Below are 23,153 nucleotides of genomic sequence, written 5' to 3' on the forward strand. Positions count from 1 at the left end.
ACGTCGCGCGCCGTCGCGCCCGGCCGATGCGCCGCCGCGCGGCGGGCGATGAAATTGCCCGAGACCTCGTCTTCCAGCGCCCCGTCCGGCGATCCGGCGCCCTCGAAATCCTGCGCGCGCAGCAGGCCGAAATGACCGCCGAGCCCCGTCAGCAGCCTGCCGCCGGTGACGATGCCGCCGCCGATGCCCGTCGAGATGGTGAGGAAGACGATGTCGGCTCCCTGTCCCGCCCCGAAGCGGAACTCGCCCCAGGCGGCCGCCTGCGCATCGTTGACGGCGAACGCCGGGGTTCCCGCAAGATCCGACACGGTCTGCGTCAGCGCAAACCGGTCGGGGAAATCCAGCGTCCGGCGGTTGAGCGGCGACCAGAACCCGCCGTCGACGATGCCGGTCACGGCGACACCGACGCCGGCATAGCGGCCGCGCCAGGGCTTGATCCTGCCGAACAGCATCTCGAGCCAGTCCCGCGGGCCACCCTCACGCGGCGTCGGCAGGCTGACGCTCTCCAGAACGGCGTCCGCGCGCACCAGGGCGGCCAGCATCTTGGTGCCGCCGATGTCGAGTGCGAGCATCGTCCGGCCTGCGCTCATGCGCTCACCCCATGCTGCGCCGCGACCTGCCGGTCCATGTCGGCGCGGAACCAGGAGGTGACGTGCTCCGGCCGGGTGATGGCCGAGCCGACCACCACCAGCCGCGCCCCGGCCGCCAGCGCCGCGCCCGCGTGGTGCGGCAGGCGGATGCAGCCTTCGGCAACGACGTTGGAGGTCAGGGCGCGCATGGCGCCGATCAGGGCAAGGTCAGGCTCGGTCGGCTCGGGGCCTCCGGTGTAGCCGGCGAGCGTCGAGCCCACCATGTCGGCGCCCTCGGCGAGCGCCTGCCGCGCATCGTCGAGCACCGAGCAATCGGCCATGGCGAGCTTGCCGTGTGCATGGATCCGGGCTGCCAGATCGGCGGTCGGCACGGGGCGAAGACGCTGCGTGGCATCATAGGCGATCACGTCGGCGCCGGCCTCGGCGAGCGCGTCGACATCCTCGATCAGCGGCGTGATACGCACGGGCGAATCCGTCAGGTCGCGCTTGACGAGGCCGATGATCGGCCGCTCGGTCACCGCGCGCACGGCCCGCACATAGTCGGCCGATTCGATGCGCAGGCCCACAGCCCCGCCGGCAAGCGCCGCCTGCCCATAGGCCGCGACGATGGCCGCCGTATCCATCGGCCCGTCCTTGACCGGCTGGCAAGAAACGATCAGCCCGTTCTCCAGCGTCAGAAGTGTCTGCTGCACGGTTGCTCCCCTGTTTGAGGAGATGATCATAGGCAGATCGAATACCAGATAACAACCAGTTTTAAACTGGTATTATCAACCAATCCTATCGATGGAGCTCGATGACGAAATCGTAGACGTCGCCGCGGTATTTCGTCTGCGTGAACTCGACGATCCGTCCGTCCTCCAGGAAGCAGCGGCGCTCCATCACCAGGAGGCTGGTCTGCGGCGGGGCTTCGAGAAGCCGCGATTCCTCCAGCGTCATCGGTGTCGACTGCATGCGCTGCACGGCGCGCACCGGCATGGCGCCATGGGCGGCCAGCACCTCGTAGAGCGAGGCGCCGACAACGCCGGGCTTGGGCAGGAAGCGCGCCGGCACGGCAGCCGTCTCGATGGCGATCGGGGTTCCGTCGGCGGTGCGGATGCGCTTCAGCCGAGCGATCTCGTCGGCCACCGAAATGCCGAGCGCCATCATCTCGGCCGGCGACGGACGGCAGAGCTCCTTGGAGATCCAGATGCACCCCGGCTCCAGCCCACGCGAGCGCATGTCCTCGGAAAAGCTGGTCATGGTGGACAGCGATTTTTCAAGCCGGGACGACACCACCGTCTTCGCCCCGTGGCGCCGGTGCAGGAGCCCATCCGCCTCGAGATCCTCGACGGCGCGGCGGATCGTGACGCGCGACAGCGAAAGGGCGGCGCAGAGCGTGCGCTCGCTGGGAATGACGGCGCCGCGCTTCAGCCGTCCCGATTGAATCGCCTCGGCAAGCGCCGTCTCGACCTGCCGGTAGAGCGGCTCTGCGCTGTTGCCCCCGGCGATGTGCTCTCGCATGAAGTCGAGAAGCGCGGCTTCTTCCATACCCGATTTCCCCTCCCGGACCACGTCGCCCGCATCGTGCAACAAATTTTTCGCAGGTGCTAAACTGGTATTATCACAATCGGTATGCATCGATGCGCAAAGACGAGAGAATAGAGTATCCCTCGGACATCCGAAAGAGCGCAGCAGCTCCGGCTGGGGCGAAGAACTGAGGTTTCGAACGTCGCATCAACCCCCGTCCGACCGCTTCGCGGCCACCTCTCCCTCGCTCGACGGGGGAGAGGAAGCATCAGGCGGACCGCTTTGCACCCTTCCTCTTCCCCGAGGTGGCTTGCGAAGCAAGACGGAGTGGGGGTGGTTGGCGCCGCGTCGACCCGGGTCAAAGCCCTGCGGCTCCGGCCATATTCATGGATCCTGACCCTAGAGGAGCAGTTCGGCGGTCTGCTCGTTGGTGATCAGGCAGTTGATCAATTGTCCGTGCAGCGCGCCACGGATCGCGGCGATTTTCGACGGGCCGCCGGCGATGCCGTAGATCGGTCTCCTGCTCGCCCGCCGGAGCGGCACGCTGTTGACCCTCTCATTGACCGCGCAGCGCAGGATGTTGCCGTCCTCGTCGTAGATCCAGCCGGTGATCTCGCCGACGCCGCCGGCGCTCGTGAGCGCGCCCACCTCGCGCTGCGACAGAAACCCGTCGATGTGCATCGGCGCGTCAGGGCCGATATTGCCGATCCCGACAAAGGTGGCATCGGCCCGCTCGGTCAGCTTGTGGATCTCCCTGACCGTGTCCAGCTTCCGGATGGCTTCGCGCTCCTCGCGCGATTTGGAATAGACCGGCATCACTGCGGGATAATATTTGGCGTTCACCCGGTCGGCCATGCGCACGACGACATTGTATTTCGAGGCCAGCCCCTCCGGCGACATGTGCCCGAGCCGCGCGACGATCGTATGCCGGGGACAGTTCATCGCCGACAGCTCCTCCACCGACGCCTTCAGCGAACGACCGGTGCCGATGGTGATGATGCTCGGCTTGGACGCCTTCAGCGCATGTTCCATCGCCACCGCGCCGGCCTGGCCGAGGCCGGCCCCTGAATCGGGCCTCAGGGGATCCTCCGGAACGACCTCGCATTTGAGCAGCGCGTAGCGGGCGCGCAGCCGCTCGGCAAGGCTCATGCAATTCATGATCGGGTGCTCCATGCGCACGGTGACCAGCTTTTCCCTGACCGCCAGGGCCACGAGCCGCTGCGCCGTCTGCCGCGAGACGCCGAGCGATCGGGCGATCTCGTCCTGCTTGTAACCCGCGATGTAATAGAGCCAGCCGGCGCGCGCCGCATCGTCCAGCCGCCGGCCAAAATAAGTGCTTTCCGTCGCCGACATTCCCAGCCACGTCCCGGTTGTTGCCATCTCCTCAGGCGCAGGCCGTCGCCGGCCCGCTGCCCCGATACCGCGCCGCCGCCGGCGGCCCTCGATCGGGACTGAGCAACTGCCCAGCGTAAACATCAAATGTCACAAGCGTGCAACGCAGCCTCCGTAGGGATCGAACCTGCGAAAACACAGGCGGCCCGCGGCGCGAGGGAGCACTTTCCGCGCCGCTTCAACCCGTCGTTCTGGAAACTGCAGAGGAAACCGAAATGCTCAACACCCGGAACTTCGCTGCGATGACAGCGGTGGTCTCGACACTCCTCACCGGCTCGTTCCCGACGCTTGCCGAGGCGGCGACCAGGATCGAATGGTGGTACGGCAATGGCGGCCGGATCGAAGTTGCCATTCAGGAGATGATCGCCAACTTCAACGCCAGCCAGGACGACTACGAGGTCGTCGGCGTCCGCAAGGGAGACTACGAGGAAACCTTCGCGGCGATGATCGCCGCCTATCGCGCTGGCCAGCACCCGGCGATCATCCAGGCGACCGAGCGCAGCGTCCTGACCATGCTGAACTCGAATGCCATCGTGCCCGTGGCCAAGCTCGCGGAAGAGCACGGCCACAGCATGAACAAGGACGATTTCCTGGCTCCGGTGGCCAGCTACTACGTGGTCGGCGACGAGCTCAACGCCCTGCCCTTCAACTCCTCGACCGGCATCATGTGGTACAATGCCGATCACTTCGCCAAGGCCGGTTTCGAGGCACCGGCGCAGACCTGGGACGCGTTCGAGAAGCAGCTCTACGCGATCAAGGACCAGGGCATCTCCGAATGCGCAATGGTGCTGAACACCGATTTCGTGTGGTCGATGGTCGAGGGCTTCTCGGCGATCAACGACCTGCCCTTCGGGACCAGGGCCAATGGCCGAGACGGGCTCGACGCCGAGTATGTCTACAACACGACCCGCACCGTCGAGCAGGTCGAGCGCCTGAACAAGTGGGTGGACGACGGCATCATCCAGCTTTCGGGCCAGGGCATGTCGCCGGGACAGCTCTTCACCTCGGGCACCTGCTCGACCTGGTCGGCCTCGACCGCCGCGCATGCCCAGGTGGAAGCGGAGGCGAAGTTCGACTGGAGCGCCAGCCTGCAGCCGCATCTGGCGGGCGTCGAGCCCAAGAATTCCAATCTCGGCGGCGCGGCCCTGTGGGTGCTTCAGGGCAAGACGGACGAGGAATATGCGGCTGCCGCCGCCTTCCTCGATTTCGTCGCCCGGCCTCAGACGCAGGCCTGGTGGAGCGAGACCACGGGCTACATCCCGGTGACCAACGCCGCCTACGAGCTGATGGCGGCGGAAGGCTTCTTCCAGAAGCATCCGACCCGCGAGATCGCCCTGCTGCAGCTGACGCGCGGCGAGCCGTCCGACAATTCCTGGGGCTTCCGCTTCGGCAATTCCAACCAGTGGTGGGCGGTGATCAACGAAGAGCTGCAGGCGGCGTTCTCGGGGAAGAAATCAGTGCAGGAAGCGCTCGACAGCTCGGTCGAGCGCGGCAACAAGATCCTGCGCCAGTACGAGCAGATCAATGTCGGCAACTGAGACGGCAACCGGTGTCGGGGCGGCTTCGGCCGCCCCGCGACTGCGCCTGCCGCTCCCGTCGCGGCGCTTCTTTACCGCCAGCCGCAGCGGGCTGAAACGGGCGCATTTCGAGCAGACCTGGCTCGCAGCCCTTCTCTTGTCGCCGCAGATCCTGATCTTGTTGTTCTTCTTCTTCATCCCGTCCTTCAAGGCCCTGTCGCTGGCCTTCGTGCAGACGGATCCGTTCGGCGGCCGCACGATCTTCGTCGGGATGCAGAATTTCGTCGAGCTCTTCACCGATCCGGCCTACCGCAACAGCGCCCTTTTGACCCTCTGGTTCACGATCGTGCAGAACCTTGCGACGCTCTTCATCGCCGGAGTGCTGGCCTTCGCCACCGATTACGTGATCCGGCTGCGGGTCGCCTATCGAAGCGTTCTGCTGCTTCCCTATGCCATCGCACCGGTCATCTCGGGCGCCGTGTGGGCCTATCTGTTCAACCCGGTCGTCGGCCCTGCCGCCGCCGTCATCCACGGCCTTGGCCTGCCATGGGATCCCAACCTGCGCGCCGGCGACGCCCTGATCCTGATCACCATCGCCTCGGTGTGGAAGCACATCTGCTATGACTACATCTTCCTCGTCGCGGCCATGCTCGCCGTGCCGCAATCGCTGCGCGAGGCTGCCGCCATAGACGGCGCCGGGCCGCTGCAGCGCTTCTTCACCGTCTCGCTGCCGCTGATCATGCCGACGGTCATGTACCTCTTCATCATCAACATGGTCTACGGCCTGTTCGACACCTTCGGCATCATCGACGCCGTTACCGCCGGCGGGCCGGCCGGGTCGACCGCGACGCTGGTCTACAAGGTCTATCAGGACGGCTTCATCATGCTGAATCTCGGCTCCTCCGCGGCGCAGTCCATCGTCCTGATGGTGCTTGCGGTGCTGTTCACCGTGCTGCAGTTCCGCGCGCTCGACCGCAAGGTCAACTACCAGGTCTGATCCGATGATTGAACGCAATCCCGTCCTGACAGCCGTCTGTCACCTGATCCTCGTCGTCGGGGCGCTGCTGGTCTGCGCGCCGCTCTATTTCGCCTTCGTGGCCGGCTCCCACACCGGCCCCGAAATGCAGCAGGTGCCGCAGCCGATGCTGCCCGGGAACCAGTTCCTGCACAATCTGGCAATCGCCTGGGAGACCGCCGGCTTCGGCCGCGCCTTCGTCAACACGGTGCTCGTCTCCTGCGCGATCGTCGTCGGCAAGATCGCCCTGTCGATCCTCGCCGGGTTCGCCATCACCTATTTCCGCTTCCCTTTCCGCATGACCGCGTTCTGGCTGATCTTCATGTCGCTCATGCTGCCGGTCGAGGTGCGCATCGTGCCGACCTACGAAGCGGTGGCCGATGCCGCCGGGCCGCTGCGCTGGCTGCTTCAGGCCACCGGCCTGGCAGCGCTGGTGCAAGCCCTCGCCGGCGTCGATGTCCATGCCGGGCTCAAGTTCAGCCTCGTCGACACATATTCCGGCCTGACGCTGCCGCTGATCGCCTCGGCCACGGCCGTGTTCCTCTTCCGGCAGTTCTTCCTGACGATCCCCGACGACCTGTGCGAGGCCGCCAAGCTGGATGGCGCCGGGCCGATGCGCTTCCTCCGGGACGTCGTCCTTCCGCTGTCGGTGCCCAACATCGCGGCGCTGGCGATCATCCTCTTCATCTATGGCTGGAACCAGTATCTGTGGCCCCTGCTCTTCACGACGCAGAAGGACATGACCACGGTCATCATCGCCCTCAAGGGGCTTCTGCCCGGGCCGATGGACCCGGCCGAGTGGTGGAGCTACGCCATGGCGGCGTCCTTCATCGTCATGCTGCCGCCGGCCTTCGTGATCCTCGCCCTGCAGCGCTGGTTCGCGCGGGGCCTGGTCGACGCAGGCAAGTGAACAACCCTCCCCTCCCCCGAAAGCGGACAAATCCCATGACGAAGATCATCGGCCATCGCGGCGGCCGCAACCTGTGGCCCGAAAACTCGCTCGAAGGCTTCCGCAGGCTTCTCGACGTGCCGGTCGACGGCGCCGAGCTCGACATCCATCTGAGCGATGCGGGCGAATTGCTGGTCATCCACGATGCGACGCTCGACCGCACGAGCGCGGGGACCGGCCCGGTGCGCGCGCTCACCCCCGCCGCGCGCCGCGGCATACGGCTCAAAGACAGCGAAGAGACCGTACCGCTCCTGTCCGAGGTGCTGGAGATCCTGGCCGACAGCGATCTCGAACTGCACCTGGAGATCAAATCCGACGAAGCCGGCAGGGCCTATCCCGGACTGCCGGCGCGCGTCGTGGCCGAGATCGACAGGCTCGGCCTTCGCCGACGCAGCTGCCTGACCAGCTTCAAGCTGGACGTGTTGCGTGAATGCGCGGACATCGCGCCCGACATAGAGAGGCTCTGTTCGGTCAACGCGGCTTCGGCGGCGGAGCTGGGCGTGCCGGAGACCATCGCCGCCGCCGAGAGGCTTTGCAGATACGTCGCGGTGCACAAGGATCTGTTGTCCGAGCGGTGGGACGAGATCACCGCGCTGCTGCCGCTGGAACGGATCGGCGCCTGGGTGACCAACACGCCCGAGGAGATCGACCGCTGGCTCGCCGCCAGGACGGCCTTCATCACTTCCGACGACCCGGTGCTGGCGCTGGCCCTGCGCCGGCGGTTGCGTGAGGGCGCGGATGGCCACCCCGGCGGAATGACCCGGCCATGACCAAGCCGCCCTTCGACCTCGTCATCTTCGATTGCGACGGCGTGCTGATCGACAGCGAGCCGATCGCCAGCCGGACCATGGCCGAAACCCTGACGCGGGTCGGCTTTCCGATGTCGGCGGATGCCGTGCTCCAACGCTTCACCGGCAAGAGCGAATCCGACATCAGGCTGGATCTGGCCGCACGCGGGCTGCAGGATTTCGACAGCTTTGCCGGGGCATGGCACGAGCATCTTTACACCGCCTTCGCGACCGACCTGAAGCCGATGCCGGGCATCGAGGCAGTCGTTCTCGCGCTCGATTCGCCGGTCTGTGTCGCCTCGAACAGCTCGCGCATCCGGCTCGAACGAAGCCTCGGCGGAACCTCGCTGTGGCCGCTCTTTGCACCGAACGTGTTCAGCGCCGAGGACGTGGCACATCCCAAACCGGCTCCGGACCTCGTGCTGCACTGCCTGTCCAGATGCCGCGCGCGCGCCGAGCGCAGCGTCATGATCGACGACAGCATCCACGGCATCAGCGCGGCGCTCGCCGCCGGCGTCATGCCGATCGGCTTCGTCGATCCCGGCGATCCGCGTCCCGACCGCCAGGCGAGACTGCGCGAAGCCGGCGCGGCCGTCGTGGCGACCGGCGCCGCCGAGCTCGCCGACGTCCTCGGCACGCTCTCCCCGGTCGGGTAAGGGGCGGGGGCGCCGCGCGGCCAGAGGGATTGTCCCGCCATTGCCAATTGGCATCAAATATATTATTTAATGCCAAAAGGAGAAACACATGGCCCTGCTGCACCCGGTCGAAACGCGATTACAGAACTTCCGCCCGGCCCCCGTCACGGACGAGGAAGCGGCGGCGATGTTCCGGGCCGTGGTCAATCTCTTCCGCCTGTGGGAGATCACGGACGAGCAGGCGGCCATCCTGCTCGACCTGCCGGTGCGCACCTATCGCCGCTGGAAGGCGGGCGAGATCGGCCGCATCGACCGTGACGGAAAGGCCCGGCTTTCCAACCTGATGGGCATCCACAAGGCGCTGCGGCTCATCTTCCGCGAGCCGCAGCGCGGCTATCGCTGGGTGGGCAGGCCGAATGCGGCTTTTGCCGGCCGTTCGGCCCTCGACATCATGCTGGGCGGCGAATTGACCGACCTGATGCGCGTGCGCCGCTATCTCGATGCCGAGCGGGGCGGCTGGTGAGCGATCCCGGCACCCCTCCCCTTGCCGCGATCGACTGGCCCGGCGCGGTGCGCATCATCCGCAGCGCCTATCCGCCGATCGATCTCTTCGAGGACATCGCCGATCCGGCCGACTGGCCGCTCCTCATTTCCGCCGAGCAGAAGACCAATCCGCGCCTGATGGAAACCATCGGCAATCTGGATCTCGTGCCGCAGGAGCGCCGCGTCTCGGGACCCGGCGCGTCATGGCTGATGGCGCCGTTCACCCATGTCAGCCCCGACCGGCCGAGCCGCTTCAGCGACGGGCGCTACGGCGTGCTCTATGTGGCCGGCGCCTTCGAGACGGCGCTCTTCGAGACCGTCCATCACCATGCCCGCTTCATGGCCGCCACGGGCGAGTCCGCCGGCTGGACCTCGCAGTTCCGCGAGATCGTGCTGGACGTCGCGGCGGAGCTGCACGATCTGCGCGGCGGCGGCTTCGAGCCGGCGCTCGAGCCGGACGACTACAGCCACAGCCAGGCGCTCGCTGCCGGGCTGCGCGCGGCCGGTTCCGAAGGGCTCGCCTATCCAAGCGTGCGCCACGAGGGCGGCGAATGCGTCGGCCTGTTCTATCCCGACACCGCCGCCAACCCCATGCAGGGCCGCCACATCGACTATCACTGGAACGGCGAGCGCGTCGACCTCTACCGCGACGCCGGCAGCGGCGAGGTGTTCCGGATCGTCTAGCCAGCGGCTTCGGCCCGGCTGCGTCGCGCGACGCACCCCCTTATGCCCTGCCGGGCATCTCCCCCTCAAGGGGGAGATCAGCAGGCATCAATGGATCGCATCTTCTGCAACGCTGGGCAGTCGCATATGATTTTTCTTGCAGGCTTCGCCTGCGACCCCCACCCTCGATCCCTCCCCTCAAGGGGGAGGGAAGCCAAGTGGTGCGCCCGATCCTCCCCTCCCCCTTGAGGGGAGGGGTAAGGGGTGGGGGTACCGCGCCGCCAAAGGCGATTGCCCTGCCCGTTCGACGGGGGAGATGGCCGCCCCGTTCGACAAGCTCAGGAGGCCGGAGGGGCGCGAAACGCCCCGACGCTTCAAGCGAAGATGAGCTCTACCCGTTGCGGAAGGCGTAGCTGTAGCCGTTGATGGCCGGCACGCCGCCGAGATGGGCATAGAGCACCTTCGAGCCTTCGGGGAAGAAGCCCTTCTTCACCAGGTCGATCATGCCCTGCATCGATTTGCCCTCATAGACCGGGTCCGTCATCATGCCTTCGAGCCGTGCGCACAGGCGGATCGCCTCCTTGGTCTCCTCGGAGGGGACGCCATAGGCGGGATAGGCGTAGTCCTCGATCAGCACCAGATCGTCGTCCTCGATCCCCCGGTCGAGTTCGACGAGCTCGGCCGTGCGGCGGGCGATGTCGAGAACCTGGGTCCGCGTCTGATCCGGCGTGCCCGAGGCATCGATGCCGATGACGTTGCGGGCGCGGCCGTCAGCGGCAAACCCCACCAGCATGCCGGCATGGGTCGAGCCGGTGACGGTGCAGACGACGATGTAATCGAAGCGGAAGCCGAGCTCGGCCTCCTGCGCGCGCACCTCCTCGGCAAACCCCACATAGCCGAGCCCGCCATATTTGTGCACCGAGGCGCCGGCGGGAATCGGATAGGGCTTGCCGCCCCCGGCCTCGACATCCGCCAACGCGTCCTCCCAGCTCTTGCGGATGCCGATGTCGAAGCCCTCGTCGACCATCTGCACCTCGGCGCCGAGCACGCGGCTGAGCAGGATGTTGCCGACGCGGTCGTAGACCGCATCCTCGTGCGGCACCCAGCTTTCCTGCACCAGCCGGCACTTGAAGCCGATCCTGGCCGCCGTCGCCGCCACCATGCGCGTGTGGTTCGACTGCACGCCGCCGATCGAAACCAGCGTGTCGGCGCCCGAGGCGATGGCGTCGGGCACGATGTATTCCAGCTTGCGCAGCTTGTTGCCGCCGAAGGCAAGTCCCGAATTGCAGTCCTCGCGCTTGGCGTAGAGCTCCACCTTGCCGCCCAGATGCGCCGACAGGCGCTCCAGCTTCTCGATATGGGTGGGGCCGAAGGTGAGCGGGTAGCGGTCGAATTTTTCCAGCATGGCAAGCCTTTCCACAAGCAACAGATCAACCGAAAACTAGCCGAACTTGAATGAAAGGTGCTTCCATAATTCCTGAAAACCTGCTCATTCTGAATTTCATGCCAGCATTGATGATGAGAACCCATTCACAGCGAGGGAGAAAATGAAAGAATCTTCCGAAGGGGAAGAGCTCGACCGGACCGACCTCAGGATCCTGCGCCACCTGCAGCGGGACGGCCGGTTGAGCAATGCCGACCTGGCCAAGCGGGCCGGGGTCAGCGCGGCCACCTGCCATCGCCGCACCGAGCGGCTTTTGCGGACCGGCTGCATCCGCGGCGTGCATGCGGCGATCGCGCCGGACCGTGTCGGCCGCGCCGCGCTCGTGATGGTCGGCGTCGTGCTCGACCGCTCGACACCGGAAAGCTTCGCCGCCTTCGAGAGCGCGGTGAAGACGCTGCCCTTCATCCTCGACTGCCATCTGGTGGCCGGCGATTTCGACTATTTCCTCAAGATCCGCGTGCGCGACATGGCCGACTTCAACCGCCTGCACGGCAGCCAGCTGATCGCGCTGCCGGGCGTGCGCCAGACACGCACCTTCTTCGTCATGAAGGAGGTGGTGGACGGGGCCCAGCTCGATTTCTGAAAAGCGCCGGCTGCCCCCGGCGCCGCCGTCACCGCGGCGGGCGCGACGGGCAGAGGTAGGCCAGCACCATGTCGGCGGCTTCCTCGGCGCGCCGGTCGAGCCATGGCCCGTCGATGGGCAGGCTGAACACCGCCCGCAGCGTGTGGATGTTCGACACCGGGAAATAGCAGAGCGAGGCGATGAACACGTAGAATTCGACCGGGTCCACGCCGGCGCGGAAAACCCCGGCCTCGACGCCGCGGCTCAGGACTGCCTGCAGCCGCTCGACCAGAATCGACTGCACGCCCTTGGCGTCGTGAATCTCGCGGATCGTCGTGCCGCCGCGCAGGTTCTCGGTGTTGAGGATGCTGATGAACCACGGCTTCTCGCGGAAATGGTTCATCGTGAAGCGGACGAGCGCGCGCACCGCCTCGACCGGCGACAGGGTGTCGAGATCCAGTTGCTTCTCGCCCTCGCGGATCTGGACATAGGCTTCCTTCAGGGCGGCGGCGTAGATCGCGTCCTTGTCGCCGAAATAGTCGTAGATCAGCGGTTTGCTGACGCCCGCCTGGCTGGCGATCCGTTCCACCCGCGCACCGGAATAGCCGTAGGTGGAGAACTCCTCCAGCGCTGCCTGCAGGATCAGCTGCCGGCTTTGTTCGGCATCACGCCGGCGGGGCCGCGGTTTTGGTTTGGTTCTGGCAGCTTTCATCGGCGTTCCCAAGGATTCCCTGGAATTGCTATAGCCGACGGAAGAGCCTTGCGGCAAATCTTCTGCCGCCCCGGCGATGCCGGGCGGGGGGACGGTGAATTTATGCGGTCCGCTCGTCATCCCTCTATCCCGGCACCTCCATTCAGCAGGCGGTTCGCCCGCGCCGGACGATGGTCGCCAGCACCTCGTCGGCATCGCGCCTCCACCAGTCCAGGGCTGAGAATATCTCGACTTCGTTCAGTCCGGAGAACCCGTTGCTCTCGGCAAGGCCGCGAAGCCGCGGAATGTCGATCACGCCGTCTCCCATCATGCCCCGATCGGTGAGCAGATCACGGGTGGGCACCAGCCAGTCGCAGATATGGAAGGCCATGATCCGGTCCTTGCCGGCGCGCTGCAGCTGCGCCTCGAGCTCGTTGTCCCACCAGACGTGGTAGACGTCGACGGCGCAACCGATTCCCGGCCCCAGGCGGTCGCAGATATCCAGCGCATGACGCATCGTGTTCACGCAGGCGCGGTCGGCGGCATACATCGGATGCAGCGGCTCGATGGCGATGCGGACCCCGGCTTCACGGGCATAATCCAGCGTCCGCGCCAGCCCCTCCTCGACCAGCGCCCAGGCGCCCGGCAGGTCGCGGCTGTCCTTGGCGAGCCCGCCCACGACCATGACGAGGCACGCGGCGCCGATGGCGGCCGCCTCGTCGACGGCGCGGCGGTTGTCATCGATCACCGTCCGGTCCACTGCGCCCGAGGCGGTGAACCATCCGCCGCGGCACAGGCCGGAGACCGCCAGCCCCGCCTCGCGGATCGCCCGCGCGGCCTTGTCGACGCCCATCTCCTGCAGCTTATCGCGCCACGGGGAGATGCCGCCGATGCCGTGCCGCAGGCAGCCCTCGATGCATTCGGCCAGGCTCCACTTTTCGCGCACGGTGGCGGTGTTCAGGGACAGCCGATGCGGCTCCAGCCCGCTCATGCCGAAACTCCACGAACGGCGAACACCGGCCGCGCCCGCGCCGCCACCTGCTCGGGATCGGCAAAGAGGCCCGCCGCGTTGGCCAGGCGGACGATCTCGGCCAGATGTAGCGTGGATCGGGCGCTCTCCTGGCCGTTGACCATGGTGAAATGATCCTGATGGCCGTTGAGATAGGCCATGAACACGACGCCGGTCTTGTAGAACCGGGTCGGCGCCTTGAAGATGTGCCGGGACAGCGGCACCGTCGGCGCGAAGGTCTGCCCGTATTCGGCCAGGCGTCCCCCGGCCAGGTGCGACAGGGCCCGAGCGGCCACCCCGGCGATCGGATCGAAGATCCCCAGCAGGGCATGCGAATACCCCTGCCCGTCGCCGGCGATCAGGTAGGGATAATTGAAGTCGTCGCCCGTATACATCCGCACGCCGGCCGGCAGGCGGCGGCGCATGGCGATTTCCTTCTCGGCGCTCAGCAGGCTGATCTTGATGCCGTCGACCTTGGCGGCGTTGGCATCGATGACCGCCAGCGCCGTGTCCATCGCGGCCATATGGTCCCGCGACCCCCAGTACCCTTCGAGAGCAGGGTCGAACATCTCCCCCAGCCAGTGAAGGATCGCCGGTTGCGACAGGCCTGACAGGATGCGCGAATAGACCCTGGCATAGTCGTCCGGGCCCTTCGCGGCCGCGGCCAGCGCGCGGCTGGCCATCAGGATCACGCGGGATCCGGCGGCCTCGACCGCCTCGCATTGCTCCTCATAGGCGCGGATCACGTCGTCGATGGTGACCTGCGGGCCGGGCGTGAGATGGTCGGTGCCCGCTCCCGAGGCGATGAGGTGCCCGCCGGCCCGGGCCAGCTCGGTCGACCGCCGAATGAGCTCCAGCGAGGTCGGCCAGTCGAGCCCCATGCCGCGCTGCGCCGTGTCCATCGCTTCCGCGACACCGAAGCCCAGCCCCCACAGGTGCTCGCGGAAGGCAAGCGTGCGGTCCCAGTCGACGCGCGCGTCGAGCCATGGATCGGCATCGGCGAGCGGATCGGCAACCACATGGGCGGCCGCATAGGCCGTGCGCGTCCAGTCGCCGGTCGCCCGCAGGGACGGACCGGCCTCCAGCGTGACGGCGCCGCCGGGAAGATTGAGGACGGTGCCGCTCATAGGCCGAGATCCTCCAAGTCGATCCAGCGCCGCTCCTTGGAGCTGCGATAGCCGGCTTCGGCCAGTTGCACGCCCTTGGCGCCTTCGGCCAGCGTGTAGGACCAGGGCCCGTCCTCGACGACGTGGCGCAGGAACTGCTCCCACTGGACCTTGAAGCCGTTGTCGAAGACCGTGTTGTCCGGCACCTCCTCCCAGTCGCTGTAGAAGTCGAGCGGCTGCGGCATGTCGGGGTTCCAGACGGGCTTCGGCGTGTTGACGCGATGCTGGCTGAAGCATTTGTGCAGCCCGGCGACGGCAGAGCCGTAGGTCCCGTCGACCTGGAAGGTCACCAGGTCGTCGCGGCGCACGCGGGTGCACCAGCTCGAGTTGATGTGAGCCACGATGTCCCCGTCCGGTCCGTCGAGGAGGAAGGTCGCATAGGCCGCATCGTCGGCCGTCGCCTCATAGCGGCGCCCCGCTTCGTCGACGCGCTGCGGGATATGCGTGAAGCCGAGGCAGCTGACGGACTTCACCGGCGCGACGACGTTGTCGAGAACGTAGCGCCAGTGGCACAGCATGTCCGAGATCATGCCGCCGCCATCCTCGGCGCGATAGTTCCAGCTCGGGCGTTGCGCAGGCATCCAGTCGCCCTCGAACACCCAGTAGCCGAACTCGCCCTTGACCGACAGCATACGTCCGAAGAAGCCGGCATCGCGCAGGCGGCGCAGCTTCAGGAGGCCGGGCAGATCCAGCTTGTCGTGGACGATGCCGTTCTTGACGCCCCTGGCCTTGGCGTGCCTGGCAATCTCGACCGCCTCTGCCAGCCCTTCCGACACAGGCTTTTCAGAATAGACGTGCTTACCGGCATCGATGGCACGGCGCAGCAGGCCGGGGCGCATCTGCGTGCTGGCGGCGTCGAAGAAGATGGTGTCGTCGGGATTTGCCAGCGCCGCGTCGAGGTCGGTCGTCCAGCGCGTCACGCCGTGCTTTCTGGCCAGATCCTCGATCTTGGCGGCGTCGCGGCCCACGATGATGGGATCGGGAACGAGGACGTCTCCGCTCTTCAGCCGGATGCCGCCCTGGTTGCGGATGGCGAGGACAGAGCGGATGAGATGCTGATTCATCCCCATGCGGCCCGTCACGCCGTGCATGATGATCCCGATACGCTGCGTTGTCATCTGGCTTTCTCCTCCCGATCCTCGGTCTGTCTAAGTTTTGTTACCAACCAGTAGGTAATATAATGCGGCTTGTCAATCTTCCCGTCTCGCCGATGGTGCAATCCCATCAGGCGTTAACCATCGGTCTGGGTCAGGCCACTGCCGCGGAGGCGCCGAAACCGGCGCGCGACAAGGAGGCTATGCCGACATGGCCACGGTCGATGTTCAGGACCGTCCTGCCGTTCTCGCTCCGGAAGATATCGGGATGAAGCCGCTGCAGGGCGGCGCGCTCGGCGGGCGCAGCCCCCTGCAGCCCGCCCGCGAAATGATGGCCGTTGCGCTCGACATCCACCACCCCGCAGGCGGCGGCCATTGCCGTATCCTGCGTCCAGCAGAGGCCCGGCTGGCAGGTCAGGTCCTCGCCGCTGAGGATCGCGCCCGACCGGCCCGCACGCGCCATGTTCACCAGCGCGCGCAGCACGCCTTTGCAGCTCTTGATCGACGTGCCGGACCAGCCCAGGGCCAGCGCCGTGGCGAAGGATCCGATGTCGTCGTCGCTTTCGTCGATGATCAGCGGAACGCCGAAATCGTTTTCCGTCCGAAGCGCGACCTCGCGCGCGAAGGGCTGCTCGAAGAAACGGATCCGGGTGGCGATTTCGGCAAGGTCCGCCGCCCTCAATCGCTCGAGCAGCACGCGGAAATCATCCGGGGCATATTGCTCGTTGGCGTCGAGCGTGACGCCGCCTCCCATGCGCCCGGCCAACACCTGCTGGAGGGCCAGAAGGCGTCCGGCATCGGCGTCCGGATCGCCTTTCAGCTTGATCTTCCAGGCGGTGATGCCTGTGCCTTCGGCGACCTCGGCGACGGTGACTGGCAAGCCGTCGTCCGGCGCATCTTCCGGCCGGCCCAGCAGCGGCGCGTCGAACCCCACCGTATGGCGCAGCGCGATGCGCTCGGGAGCGCCGATCCGCTGCAGCGCCGCCACGAAATCGTCAGCCGACACGTCAGGGGGCAGATGCGCCGCAAGGCCGAACAGGTCGGCCTTCGCCGCCCGCCAGAACGGCAGGTCCACCGAGCGGCACACCGCATCGATGAGCGCCATCTCCAAAAGCGCCGGCCCGAAGCCCGCGGCGAGCGCCGGCGTGCCGTCCGGCAGGCGCGGCGGCACACCGGCCCGCAGCTCGGCCGAGAGCGCGGCGACGGTTCCCGACAGCCCCGGGGCGGCCGCGGCCGCCTCCTCAGCGATCCGGCGCAGCTCGTCGACCGTCTCCTCGTTGGACAGGCCGGCACGCTTGTCGAACCAGCGCGGCACCATCAATTGCGCGGACACGCCTTCCACCGGGCGGGACCCGACCTCGACGGTGACGGCGCAATAGATCTCCGCCGCGCGGCGCACCTCCGTGCTGCCGAACTGGAACGGCAGGCGCATCGCGACCGGCCGCTCGGACAGGCGCACTTCGCGGATCGACAGGCGGGGAGCGTCGGTCATCGGGCCGTCCGCTCGCAGGCGCGCAGGGTGGCAGCGGCGATCGCCGCGGTGACGCCGGCATCGATGACGGTGCGGAACGGCTCGACCCCGACCGGCGCGCGCCAGCCGACCTCAAGCAGCGCCGCGACGATCTCGTGAAAGGGATCGTCCCCGGTTCCCGGCGCGCCGCGATTGGTGTCGTTGGCGTGGATATGGCCGATCTTGCCGGTCGGCCCCCAGGTCCGGATCAGGTCGGCGACCGGAGGCTCCTGCCGGCCCGCGGCGCTGATGTCGATCATCGTGCGAAAGGCCGCAACGCCCACGGCCTCGGCAAGCGCCGCGCCCTCGGCCACCGTGGTGATGACCTCGGTCTCGGAGCGGGCCAGCGGCTCGATGCAGTAGGTCACGCCGCGCCGCTCGGCGGCGATCGCCACGGGCTTGAAGAACGCGGCGAGCCGCTCGTGCAACGCGGCATCGCCCATCCCCGGCGAGCGGAGGCGCTGGGCGGGCGAGCCGTGAACCAGAACCGTGCCGCCCAGATCGGCGCAAAGATCGACCAGCGCAATCAGCACCTCGGCGGTTCGGGCCTGCCGCGCGGGATCGGTTATCGACAGGTCAGGATAGGCCGCCAGCAGCCAGTGCAGCCCGGTGACGCGCAGGCCCGCATCCTCGACCGTCTTGCGGATTGCCGCACGCGCGCCTGCGTCGAGCAGATGCGGTTCCACACCCAGCGTCGCGGGGGCGATCTCCAGCCCCGCATAGCCCAGGGCCTTCGCGGTGCGGCATTGTTCGTGCAGCGTCTGGCCTTCGCCGGCCAGAAGCTCGTTGCACAGGGTGAGCTCAAGCATTGCCACGGTTCAGAAGCCTGTCTTTGAGGCCGGCGAGCGGCCGGCGCACGAAGCCGAAGTTCAGCAGGATGGCGCCCACGATGATCGCCACGAAGACCGCCGAAATCGGCCGCGTGAAGAACGGTGTCAGATCGCCGTCGCTCAACGTCAGTCCGCGGCGCAGATTGGTGTCGAGCATCGTGCCGAGAATGATCCCCAGGACCAGCGGCGCCATCGGATATTTCATCTGGCGCAACACGAAGCCGACGAGGCCGAAGGCGACCATCACCCAGATGTCGAAGATCCGCAGCGAAAGCGCATAGGGCCCGATCACGCACAAGGTGAAGACCACCGGCATCAGATAGGCGTAGGGGACGCGCAGCACCTGAACGAACAGGCGCGTCAAGGCAAGGCCGTAGACCGCCATGGCGATCGTCGCCAGGATCAGCATCGCACCCATGCTGCTGATGAATTGCGGCTGCTCGCTCATGATCATCGGGCCGGGGCGGATGCCGTGGATGAACAGCGCGGCGATCAGCACGGCCGCACTGGCCGAGCCGGGCACGGCCAGCGTCAGCGCCGGGATGAGCGAACCTGGAACCACCGCGCTGTTGCCGGTCTCGGCGGCGGTCAGCCCTTCATAGCTGCCGTGCCCGAACGTCTCCTTCTCCCGGCTGGCGCGCTTGGCCGCCGCATAGCTGGTCCAGGCGCCGATATCCTCGCCGACGCCCGGAATGACGCCGATGAACGTGCCGATCACCCCGGAACGCAGGATGGTCCGCCGGTATTTCCAGAGCTCGACCAGCGAGGGCAGGATGCGGTCCGACTTGTCGCGGATGGCCGCCAGCGTGCCGGGGCGCTGCCACATGGCGGTCATCACCTCGGCCAGGCCGAAGACGCCGACCATGGCGGGGATGAGGCTGATGCCGCCATTCATCTGCGGCGTCGGCGAGAAGCGCACATAGGCATGCAGGCTCTCGGAGCCGATCATCGCGATCATCAGGCCGAGTATGCCGGCGATGTAGCCCTTGAGCGGCGGGGAATCGACCGTCAGCTGCCCCGAGATCAGGACGCCGAAGAGCGCCAGCCAGAACATCTCGTAGCTGCCGAACCTGAGCGCCAGCTCGGCCAGAGGCGGCGCGATGAGCACCAGCAGCACGATCCCCACCAGCGTTCCGAGCGTCGAGCCCGCCGTCGCGAGCCCCATCGCGTGGCCGGCCTTGCCGGCCCGGGCCAGCGGGAAGCCGTCGAGGGCCGTGGCGGCACTCGCCGGCGTGCCCGGAATGTTGAGCAGGATGGCGCTGCGCGAGCCACCATAGATGGCCCCCATATACATGCAGATCAGGACGAGGATGGCGCTCGTCGTGTCCAGCGAATAGGTGAGCGTCGTCATCAGCGCCACGCCCATGGTCGCCGTCAGCCCCGGCAACGCGCCGACGACGATGCCGAGCAGCATGGACCAGGCGACGTGAAACAGCATGGTCGGGGTCAGCATCTGCCAGAGCGACGCCGCGAGGTCGACAAGCGGGCTCATGGCAATCTCACCAGAAACGCTTTTTCGAACAGCAGGGTGACGGCGGTCGCCGAGATCACCCCGAAGACTGCAGACTGGGCCAGAACCCGCAGGCGCGCCGCCCCACCCGCCGCTCCGGGCCAGGAAAAGACCGCCGTGAAGCAGGAGACGAAGAGGGCGGTGGACCAGAAGAAGGGCAGCCAGCCGACCAGCACGAGGGCGTAGAAGCAGGCGAGCCCGGCGGTCAGCGCCAGGCGGGAGAAAGACCCGCCCTGCATCAGGCGCTCGCTACCGGCCTCGCTGCCCGGATCGGCCTGGAGCCACAGCAAGCCGCCGCATAGCGCCAGCGCGCCGCCGAGCAGCATCGGCAGGAGGCCGGGGATGGACAGCGGATGGATTTGCCGGATCTCCAGCCGGTCCATCGTGTAGCCGCCGACCAGCATCGCCACGCCGAGCGCGCAGAAAACCACCGCGCTGATGCGGTCTGCCGTAGCCATTCTCACAGCGTCAACCTCCTTGTTCTGTCGTCAGGGGTCCGGCAACCGGGGCCCGCCTTGAATCTGCGCACCGTGCTTTCCGAGAATCGATTCCGATTTTCGGCCGATGCGCTGGTGGTCTGACCGAAACAGATGGTACCCATCCGTTTCGACAAGTCAGCCCACAAGCTGTTGATCTGGTGGGGCGATTCTTCCCAACAGATGGGGCACCATCTGTTGGGATCGCACCGCCAGAGCGGGATGAGGAAAAGTGTGAAGCGGTTTTCCGCCCGCATCCCGCTCTGACTTCTTGAAAGCGATCGCGGTTATGATTCTGGATTGATTCAATCCAAAATCATCGCGATCTAGGGGCAATCGATGCCGATTTCCGAGGGATCGAGGACGGCTTCGCCCCTGGTCTTGCGCGCACAGGCTTCGCTGATGACGACGGGCATGGCGGCCTCGAGCGCCCCGTCGCCATAGCTCGGCGAGAACACCGCGCCGTTGGCGACCGCATAGCTCTGCAGCTCCTCGCTGTTCATCACATGGTCGCGCCAGACCTGGTCGACGGTGTCATAGACCTCCTGCGGCGCACCCTTGGGAATGAAGACGCCGAAGAAATCCTTGGCCACGTGGAAGCCGGGAAGGAACTCGGTGATCGGCGGGATGGGCGCGGCGTCGCCGATGACCAGCGGCTTGTCGGACAGCACGGCCAGGGGACGCAGACGCCCGGCGCGGATCATCTCCGCCTGCTCGACGGCGAGCTGGGTGGTCGCCTGGACCTCGCCGCTGGCCGCCGCGATGACCGCCGGGTTGCCGCCGTCATAGGCGATCATCCGAGCGCCCGGCAGGTCGCCGGCACCTTCCTTCACCGCCGCCAGCGCCATGCCGCCGGAACTGTTGACGCCCGCGGTGCCGATCGTCACACTGCCGGACTTCAGCGCTTCGAGAAGCTGCTCGAAGGTCTGGTACTCGGTGCTCGCGTTGACGCTGACGACGGGCACGTTCGCGACGTGCAGGTAGATGTGATAGTCCTCGATGGAGGTGTCCTGCAGAAGCCCGGTGATCGCATAGGTGGCGTTGTTGGCGATCGCGTTGGCGGTCCAGGTGTAGCCGTCGCGCGGTGCGTCGAGCGCCGCCTTGGTTCCGATCGAGCCCGATGCTCCCGGCTGGTTGACGACCACGATTTCGGTGCCGAGCGCCGCCTCGAGGATCGGCGCCACCACGCGCGTCACCTGATCGGTCGAACCTCCCGCGGACCACGGCACGATGATGTTGATGGGGCGATCCGGCTTCCAGCTATAGCCTGCATCCTGAGCGAGCGCCGGAGCAACGAGCATTGAAAATAAAGCAGAAATTGCCACTTTCCGGGTGACTGGCATAGGTTCCTCCCTAACTTACCTACCGGTAGGTTATAAACGGGCGAGAGGCCTGTCAACACCATTTCCCGGCCTTGCGCCTAGAGCGGGATGAGGAAAAGTGCGAAGTGGTTTTCCGCCCGCATCCCGCTCTAATTTTTCGGAATCGATCGCGTTTGTGATTTTGGATTGATTCAATCCAAAATCATCGCGATCCAATGTCGGGAGATGCCTGCACAACGAGGGAATGACAGCACGATGCGGCCTCACCGGCGAGCGCAAGGCGCCGCCGGCCGGCCGTCGCAGCGCGGCAGGCAGGACGCGCGCTGTCAGTGCGCCAGCAGCAGAGGGGCGGGAGCGGCGTTCAGCATGGAGCGGGTCACGCCGCCGAGAACCGCTTCGCGGAAGCGCGAATGGACGAAGGCGCCCATCACCAGGAGGCCGATCCCTTCGGCGGCGATGAAGGCATTGATCCGCGCGGCGATGTCGCCATCGGGCGCCGCCAGCATCTCGAGCGCCGCGCCGGCCACGCCGTGCCGGACGAGATAGGCCGCCAGATCCGCCCCCGGCGCCATGCGCGAGAGGTCCTTTTCGCCGGTCACGGAGACGATGTAGACACGCTCCGCCCCTTGCAGGAAGGAAAGCGAATCGTCGACCGCGCGGGCGGCGCGGGCGCTGCCGTCCCAGGCGATGGCAACATGCCTGGGCGCCGGATCGCCCCCGGAAGCCGGCACCAAAAGCACCGGCCGGCCGCTGTCGAACAGCACCTCCTCGACGGCACCGGCCTGAGCCGCATCGTCTTCTCCCGGCGCATCCATGATGCACAGGTCGTTGACCCGCGCCAGGCGGGCCAGATGTGCCGCACGCCGCTCCAGCCGCGAAAGCGCCTGCTCGGTGATGCACTCCACGCCCGCCGCACCGGCGACGCGGCCGGCCGCGCGGGCGGTCTCCACGGTCGTCTTCTCCATGGCCTCGATCTCCTGCCTGATGAGCCCGGCACCGGGCCCGCCGACGCGCGAGACCGGCAGATAGACCTGGGGCGGCAGGGCGCAGACGGTCAGGCAGGCCTCGAACCGGCGCGCCAGCGCCACGGCATAATCGAGCGCCGGCGTGATGGCGAAGGGGTCGCGCGCCTCGAGCCCGAGAAGGATGCATTTCGGTTGGTCGGCCATGGAAGTGCTCCGCGCTTTCCTAGATCGCGTTCAAAAGGTTGGCGCGGGATGCGGGGCGCTCCCCGCCCGGCCGTGCCGGCCACCTGCACCGGCAATCACGCCGTCAGCGCATCGCCGCCTCACCGCCCCGTGTGAACGTCACGGGCACGATAGCAATTCACCGGCGCGAAGACTTGATCCCGATCAAGATTGGGCGGAGGCTGGTCGGCCGGGAGTTGATCTCGCTCAAGGCAGGAACGGCTCCCTGCGGTTAGGGCTGAAGGACAGCGAAAGGACCCACCATGACGACAGTTTCGGATCTCTCTCCCAAGTTCCGCCATGTGCGGCTCGAGCTTGCCCGTGAAAAGGGCCATCCGCTGGGCGACCACGGAGAGGGCTACGATCTGCTCGTGCCGCTCGACACGGAAGGCCATCTGGACGCGGCCGAATGGAAGAAGCACCAGATGCAGTGCCGTGTGCGCCGCTTCCAGCCCGGCGCCGACGACAAGATCGGTCGCCTGCGCCGCAAGCCCGGCGGGCAGTGGTATTTCGACTACGAGGAAGGCGAGCGCGACGACGAGATCGGCTTCCGCCTCGGCGAGGAGCGGTTCGTGCAGGGCGAGTATGTGTCAATCGCCCGCGAGGGCAAGATGCACACCTTCCAGGTGCGGCTGGTGGAGCGGCTCTAGTGGTCTGACCGAAACAGATGGTCCCCATCTGTTTCGACAAGTCAGCCCACAAGCTGTTGATCTAGTGGTGCGATCCCAACAGATGGGTACCATCTGTTGGGATC

At 66.8% G+C, this 23,153-nt stretch carries 24 protein-coding genes; 9 read left to right on the plus strand and 15 right to left on the minus strand.

All coding sequences use genetic code 11. From position 1 onward, the window contains the following. From NUU27_RS19180 to NUU27_RS19195, 4 genes are all read right to left on the minus strand, one after another. Window positions 1-590, minus strand: a 590-nt coding sequence (locus tag NUU27_RS19180) for an ROK family protein (protein WP_257763773.1), incomplete at its 3' end; no start/stop codon positions are given. Then, window positions 587-1,282 carry an N-acetylmannosamine-6-phosphate 2-epimerase gene (locus tag NUU27_RS19185; RefSeq protein WP_257763774.1) on the minus strand — a complete coding sequence of 232 codons (696 nt, stop codon included), beginning with the start codon at window positions 1,280-1,282 and terminating at the stop codon, window positions 587-589. The genes NUU27_RS19185 and NUU27_RS19180, both read right to left, overlap by 4 nt. Window positions 1,283-1,367: 85 nt before the next feature. Beyond that, on the minus strand, window positions 1,368-2,117 hold the full coding sequence (locus tag NUU27_RS19190) for a GntR family transcriptional regulator (RefSeq protein WP_257763775.1): 750 nt from the start codon (window positions 2,115-2,117) through the stop codon (window positions 1,368-1,370). Between the two features lie 378 nt (window positions 2,118-2,495). Further along, complete coding sequence (locus NUU27_RS19195) at window positions 2,496-3,449, minus strand: sugar-binding transcriptional regulator (protein ID WP_257763776.1); 954 nt, start codon at window positions 3,447-3,449, stop codon at window positions 2,496-2,498. 254 nt (window positions 3,450-3,703) lie between these two features. Here NUU27_RS19195 and NUU27_RS19200 point away from each other — a divergent pair, with 254 nt between their 5' ends. The 7 genes from NUU27_RS19200 to NUU27_RS19230 all read left to right on the plus strand — a co-directional run bounded on the left by NUU27_RS19200 (window position 3,704) and on the right by NUU27_RS19230 (window position 9,619). Next, a complete protein-coding gene (locus tag NUU27_RS19200; protein ID WP_257763777.1) occupies window positions 3,704-5,026 on the plus strand; it encodes an extracellular solute-binding protein in 1,323 nt (440 codons plus the stop codon). Further along, window positions 5,013-6,002: an ABC transporter permease subunit gene (locus tag NUU27_RS19205; RefSeq protein ID WP_257763778.1), complete on the plus strand. Its 990-nt coding sequence runs from the start codon at window positions 5,013-5,015 to the stop codon at window positions 6,000-6,002. Before NUU27_RS19200 ends, NUU27_RS19205 begins: the two co-directional genes overlap by 14 nt. A 4-nt stretch (window positions 6,003-6,006) precedes the next feature. Further along, window positions 6,007-6,930: an ABC transporter permease subunit gene (locus NUU27_RS19210; RefSeq protein WP_257763779.1), complete on the plus strand. Its 924-nt coding sequence runs from the start codon at window positions 6,007-6,009 to the stop codon at window positions 6,928-6,930. A gap of 35 nt (window positions 6,931-6,965) precedes the next feature. Beyond that, window positions 6,966-7,739, plus strand: coding sequence for a glycerophosphodiester phosphodiesterase family protein (locus NUU27_RS19215; protein WP_257763781.1), 774 nt, complete (start codon window positions 6,966-6,968; stop codon window positions 7,737-7,739). Further along, the gene (locus NUU27_RS19220) at window positions 7,736-8,413 is read left to right on the plus strand and encodes an HAD family phosphatase (RefSeq protein ID WP_257763782.1); all 678 of its coding nucleotides are present in this window, start codon (window positions 7,736-7,738) and stop codon (window positions 8,411-8,413) included. The genes NUU27_RS19215 and NUU27_RS19220 overlap by 4 nt, the downstream gene beginning before the upstream one ends. Window positions 8,414-8,501: 88 nt before the next feature. Continuing rightward, the gene (locus NUU27_RS19225; RefSeq protein WP_257763783.1) at window positions 8,502-8,915 is read left to right on the plus strand and encodes an MbcA/ParS/Xre antitoxin family protein; all 414 of its coding nucleotides are present in this window, start codon (window positions 8,502-8,504) and stop codon (window positions 8,913-8,915) included. Continuing rightward, complete coding sequence (locus NUU27_RS19230; RefSeq protein WP_257763785.1) at window positions 8,912-9,619, plus strand: RES family NAD+ phosphorylase; 708 nt, start codon at window positions 8,912-8,914, stop codon at window positions 9,617-9,619. The genes NUU27_RS19225 and NUU27_RS19230 overlap by 4 nt, the downstream gene beginning before the upstream one ends. A gap of 370 nt (window positions 9,620-9,989) precedes the next feature. Here NUU27_RS19230 and NUU27_RS19235 read toward each other — a convergent pair whose 3' ends face one another. Further along, entirely contained in the window at window positions 9,990-11,003 is a 1,014-nt protein-coding gene (locus NUU27_RS19235; RefSeq protein WP_257763786.1) for a 1-aminocyclopropane-1-carboxylate deaminase, read from the minus strand. A gap of 142 nt (window positions 11,004-11,145) precedes the next feature. Here NUU27_RS19235 and NUU27_RS19240 point away from each other — a divergent pair, with 142 nt between their 5' ends. Continuing rightward, window positions 11,146-11,625, plus strand: coding sequence for an Lrp/AsnC family transcriptional regulator (locus tag NUU27_RS19240; protein ID WP_257763787.1), 480 nt, complete (start codon window positions 11,146-11,148; stop codon window positions 11,623-11,625). A 28-nt stretch (window positions 11,626-11,653) separates the two neighbouring features. Here the strand turns inward: NUU27_RS19240 and NUU27_RS19245 are convergent, their stop codons facing one another. From NUU27_RS19245 to NUU27_RS19290, 10 genes are all read right to left on the minus strand, one after another. After that, on the minus strand, window positions 11,654-12,316 hold the full coding sequence (locus NUU27_RS19245) for a TetR family transcriptional regulator (RefSeq protein WP_257763788.1): 663 nt from the start codon (window positions 12,314-12,316) through the stop codon (window positions 11,654-11,656). A gap of 142 nt (window positions 12,317-12,458) precedes the next feature. After that, window positions 12,459-13,286, minus strand: a complete 828-nt coding sequence (locus tag NUU27_RS19250) for a sugar phosphate isomerase/epimerase (protein ID WP_257763789.1) — start codon at window positions 13,284-13,286, stop codon at window positions 12,459-12,461. Further along, entirely contained in the window at window positions 13,283-14,431 is a 1,149-nt protein-coding gene (locus tag NUU27_RS19255; protein WP_257763790.1) for a dihydrodipicolinate synthase family protein, read from the minus strand. Before NUU27_RS19255 ends, NUU27_RS19250 begins: the two co-directional genes overlap by 4 nt. Beyond that, window positions 14,428-15,588: a Gfo/Idh/MocA family protein gene (locus NUU27_RS19260; RefSeq protein WP_257763791.1), complete on the minus strand. Its 1,161-nt coding sequence runs from the start codon at window positions 15,586-15,588 to the stop codon at window positions 14,428-14,430. The genes NUU27_RS19255 and NUU27_RS19260 overlap by 4 nt, the downstream gene beginning before the upstream one ends. Before the next feature lie 130 nt (window positions 15,589-15,718). Then, window positions 15,719-17,056, minus strand: coding sequence for an enolase C-terminal domain-like protein (locus tag NUU27_RS19265; RefSeq protein ID WP_257763792.1), 1,338 nt, complete (start codon window positions 17,054-17,056; stop codon window positions 15,719-15,721). Beyond that, on the minus strand, window positions 17,053-17,883 hold the full coding sequence (locus tag NUU27_RS19270; protein WP_257763793.1) for a sugar phosphate isomerase/epimerase: 831 nt from the start codon (window positions 17,881-17,883) through the stop codon (window positions 17,053-17,055). Before NUU27_RS19270 ends, NUU27_RS19265 begins: the two co-directional genes overlap by 4 nt. Beyond that, window positions 17,876-19,396, minus strand: a complete 1,521-nt coding sequence (locus NUU27_RS19275) for a tripartite tricarboxylate transporter permease (protein WP_257763795.1) — start codon at window positions 19,394-19,396, stop codon at window positions 17,876-17,878. Before NUU27_RS19275 ends, NUU27_RS19270 begins: the two co-directional genes overlap by 8 nt. Next, window positions 19,393-19,872, minus strand: coding sequence for a tripartite tricarboxylate transporter TctB family protein (locus tag NUU27_RS19280; RefSeq protein WP_257763796.1), 480 nt, complete (start codon window positions 19,870-19,872; stop codon window positions 19,393-19,395). Before NUU27_RS19280 ends, NUU27_RS19275 begins: the two co-directional genes overlap by 4 nt. A gap of 344 nt (window positions 19,873-20,216) precedes the next feature. Next, window positions 20,217-21,191, minus strand: coding sequence for a tripartite tricarboxylate transporter substrate binding protein (locus NUU27_RS19285; protein WP_257763798.1), 975 nt, complete (start codon window positions 21,189-21,191; stop codon window positions 20,217-20,219). A 347-nt stretch (window positions 21,192-21,538) separates the two neighbouring features. After that, window positions 21,539-22,381: a universal stress protein gene (locus tag NUU27_RS19290; protein ID WP_257763799.1), complete on the minus strand. Its 843-nt coding sequence runs from the start codon at window positions 22,379-22,381 to the stop codon at window positions 21,539-21,541. Between the two features lie 281 nt (window positions 22,382-22,662). On the opposite strand from NUU27_RS19290, the gene NUU27_RS19295 reads away from it, so the two are divergent. After that, window positions 22,663-23,049: a hypothetical protein gene (locus NUU27_RS19295; RefSeq protein WP_257763800.1), complete on the plus strand. Its 387-nt coding sequence runs from the start codon at window positions 22,663-22,665 to the stop codon at window positions 23,047-23,049. Window positions 23,050-23,153: the final 104 nt, after the last annotated feature.

The organism is Nitratireductor sp. ZSWI3, assembly GCF_024655565.1.
GTDB lineage: Bacteria > Pseudomonadota > Alphaproteobacteria > Rhizobiales > Rhizobiaceae > Nitratireductor.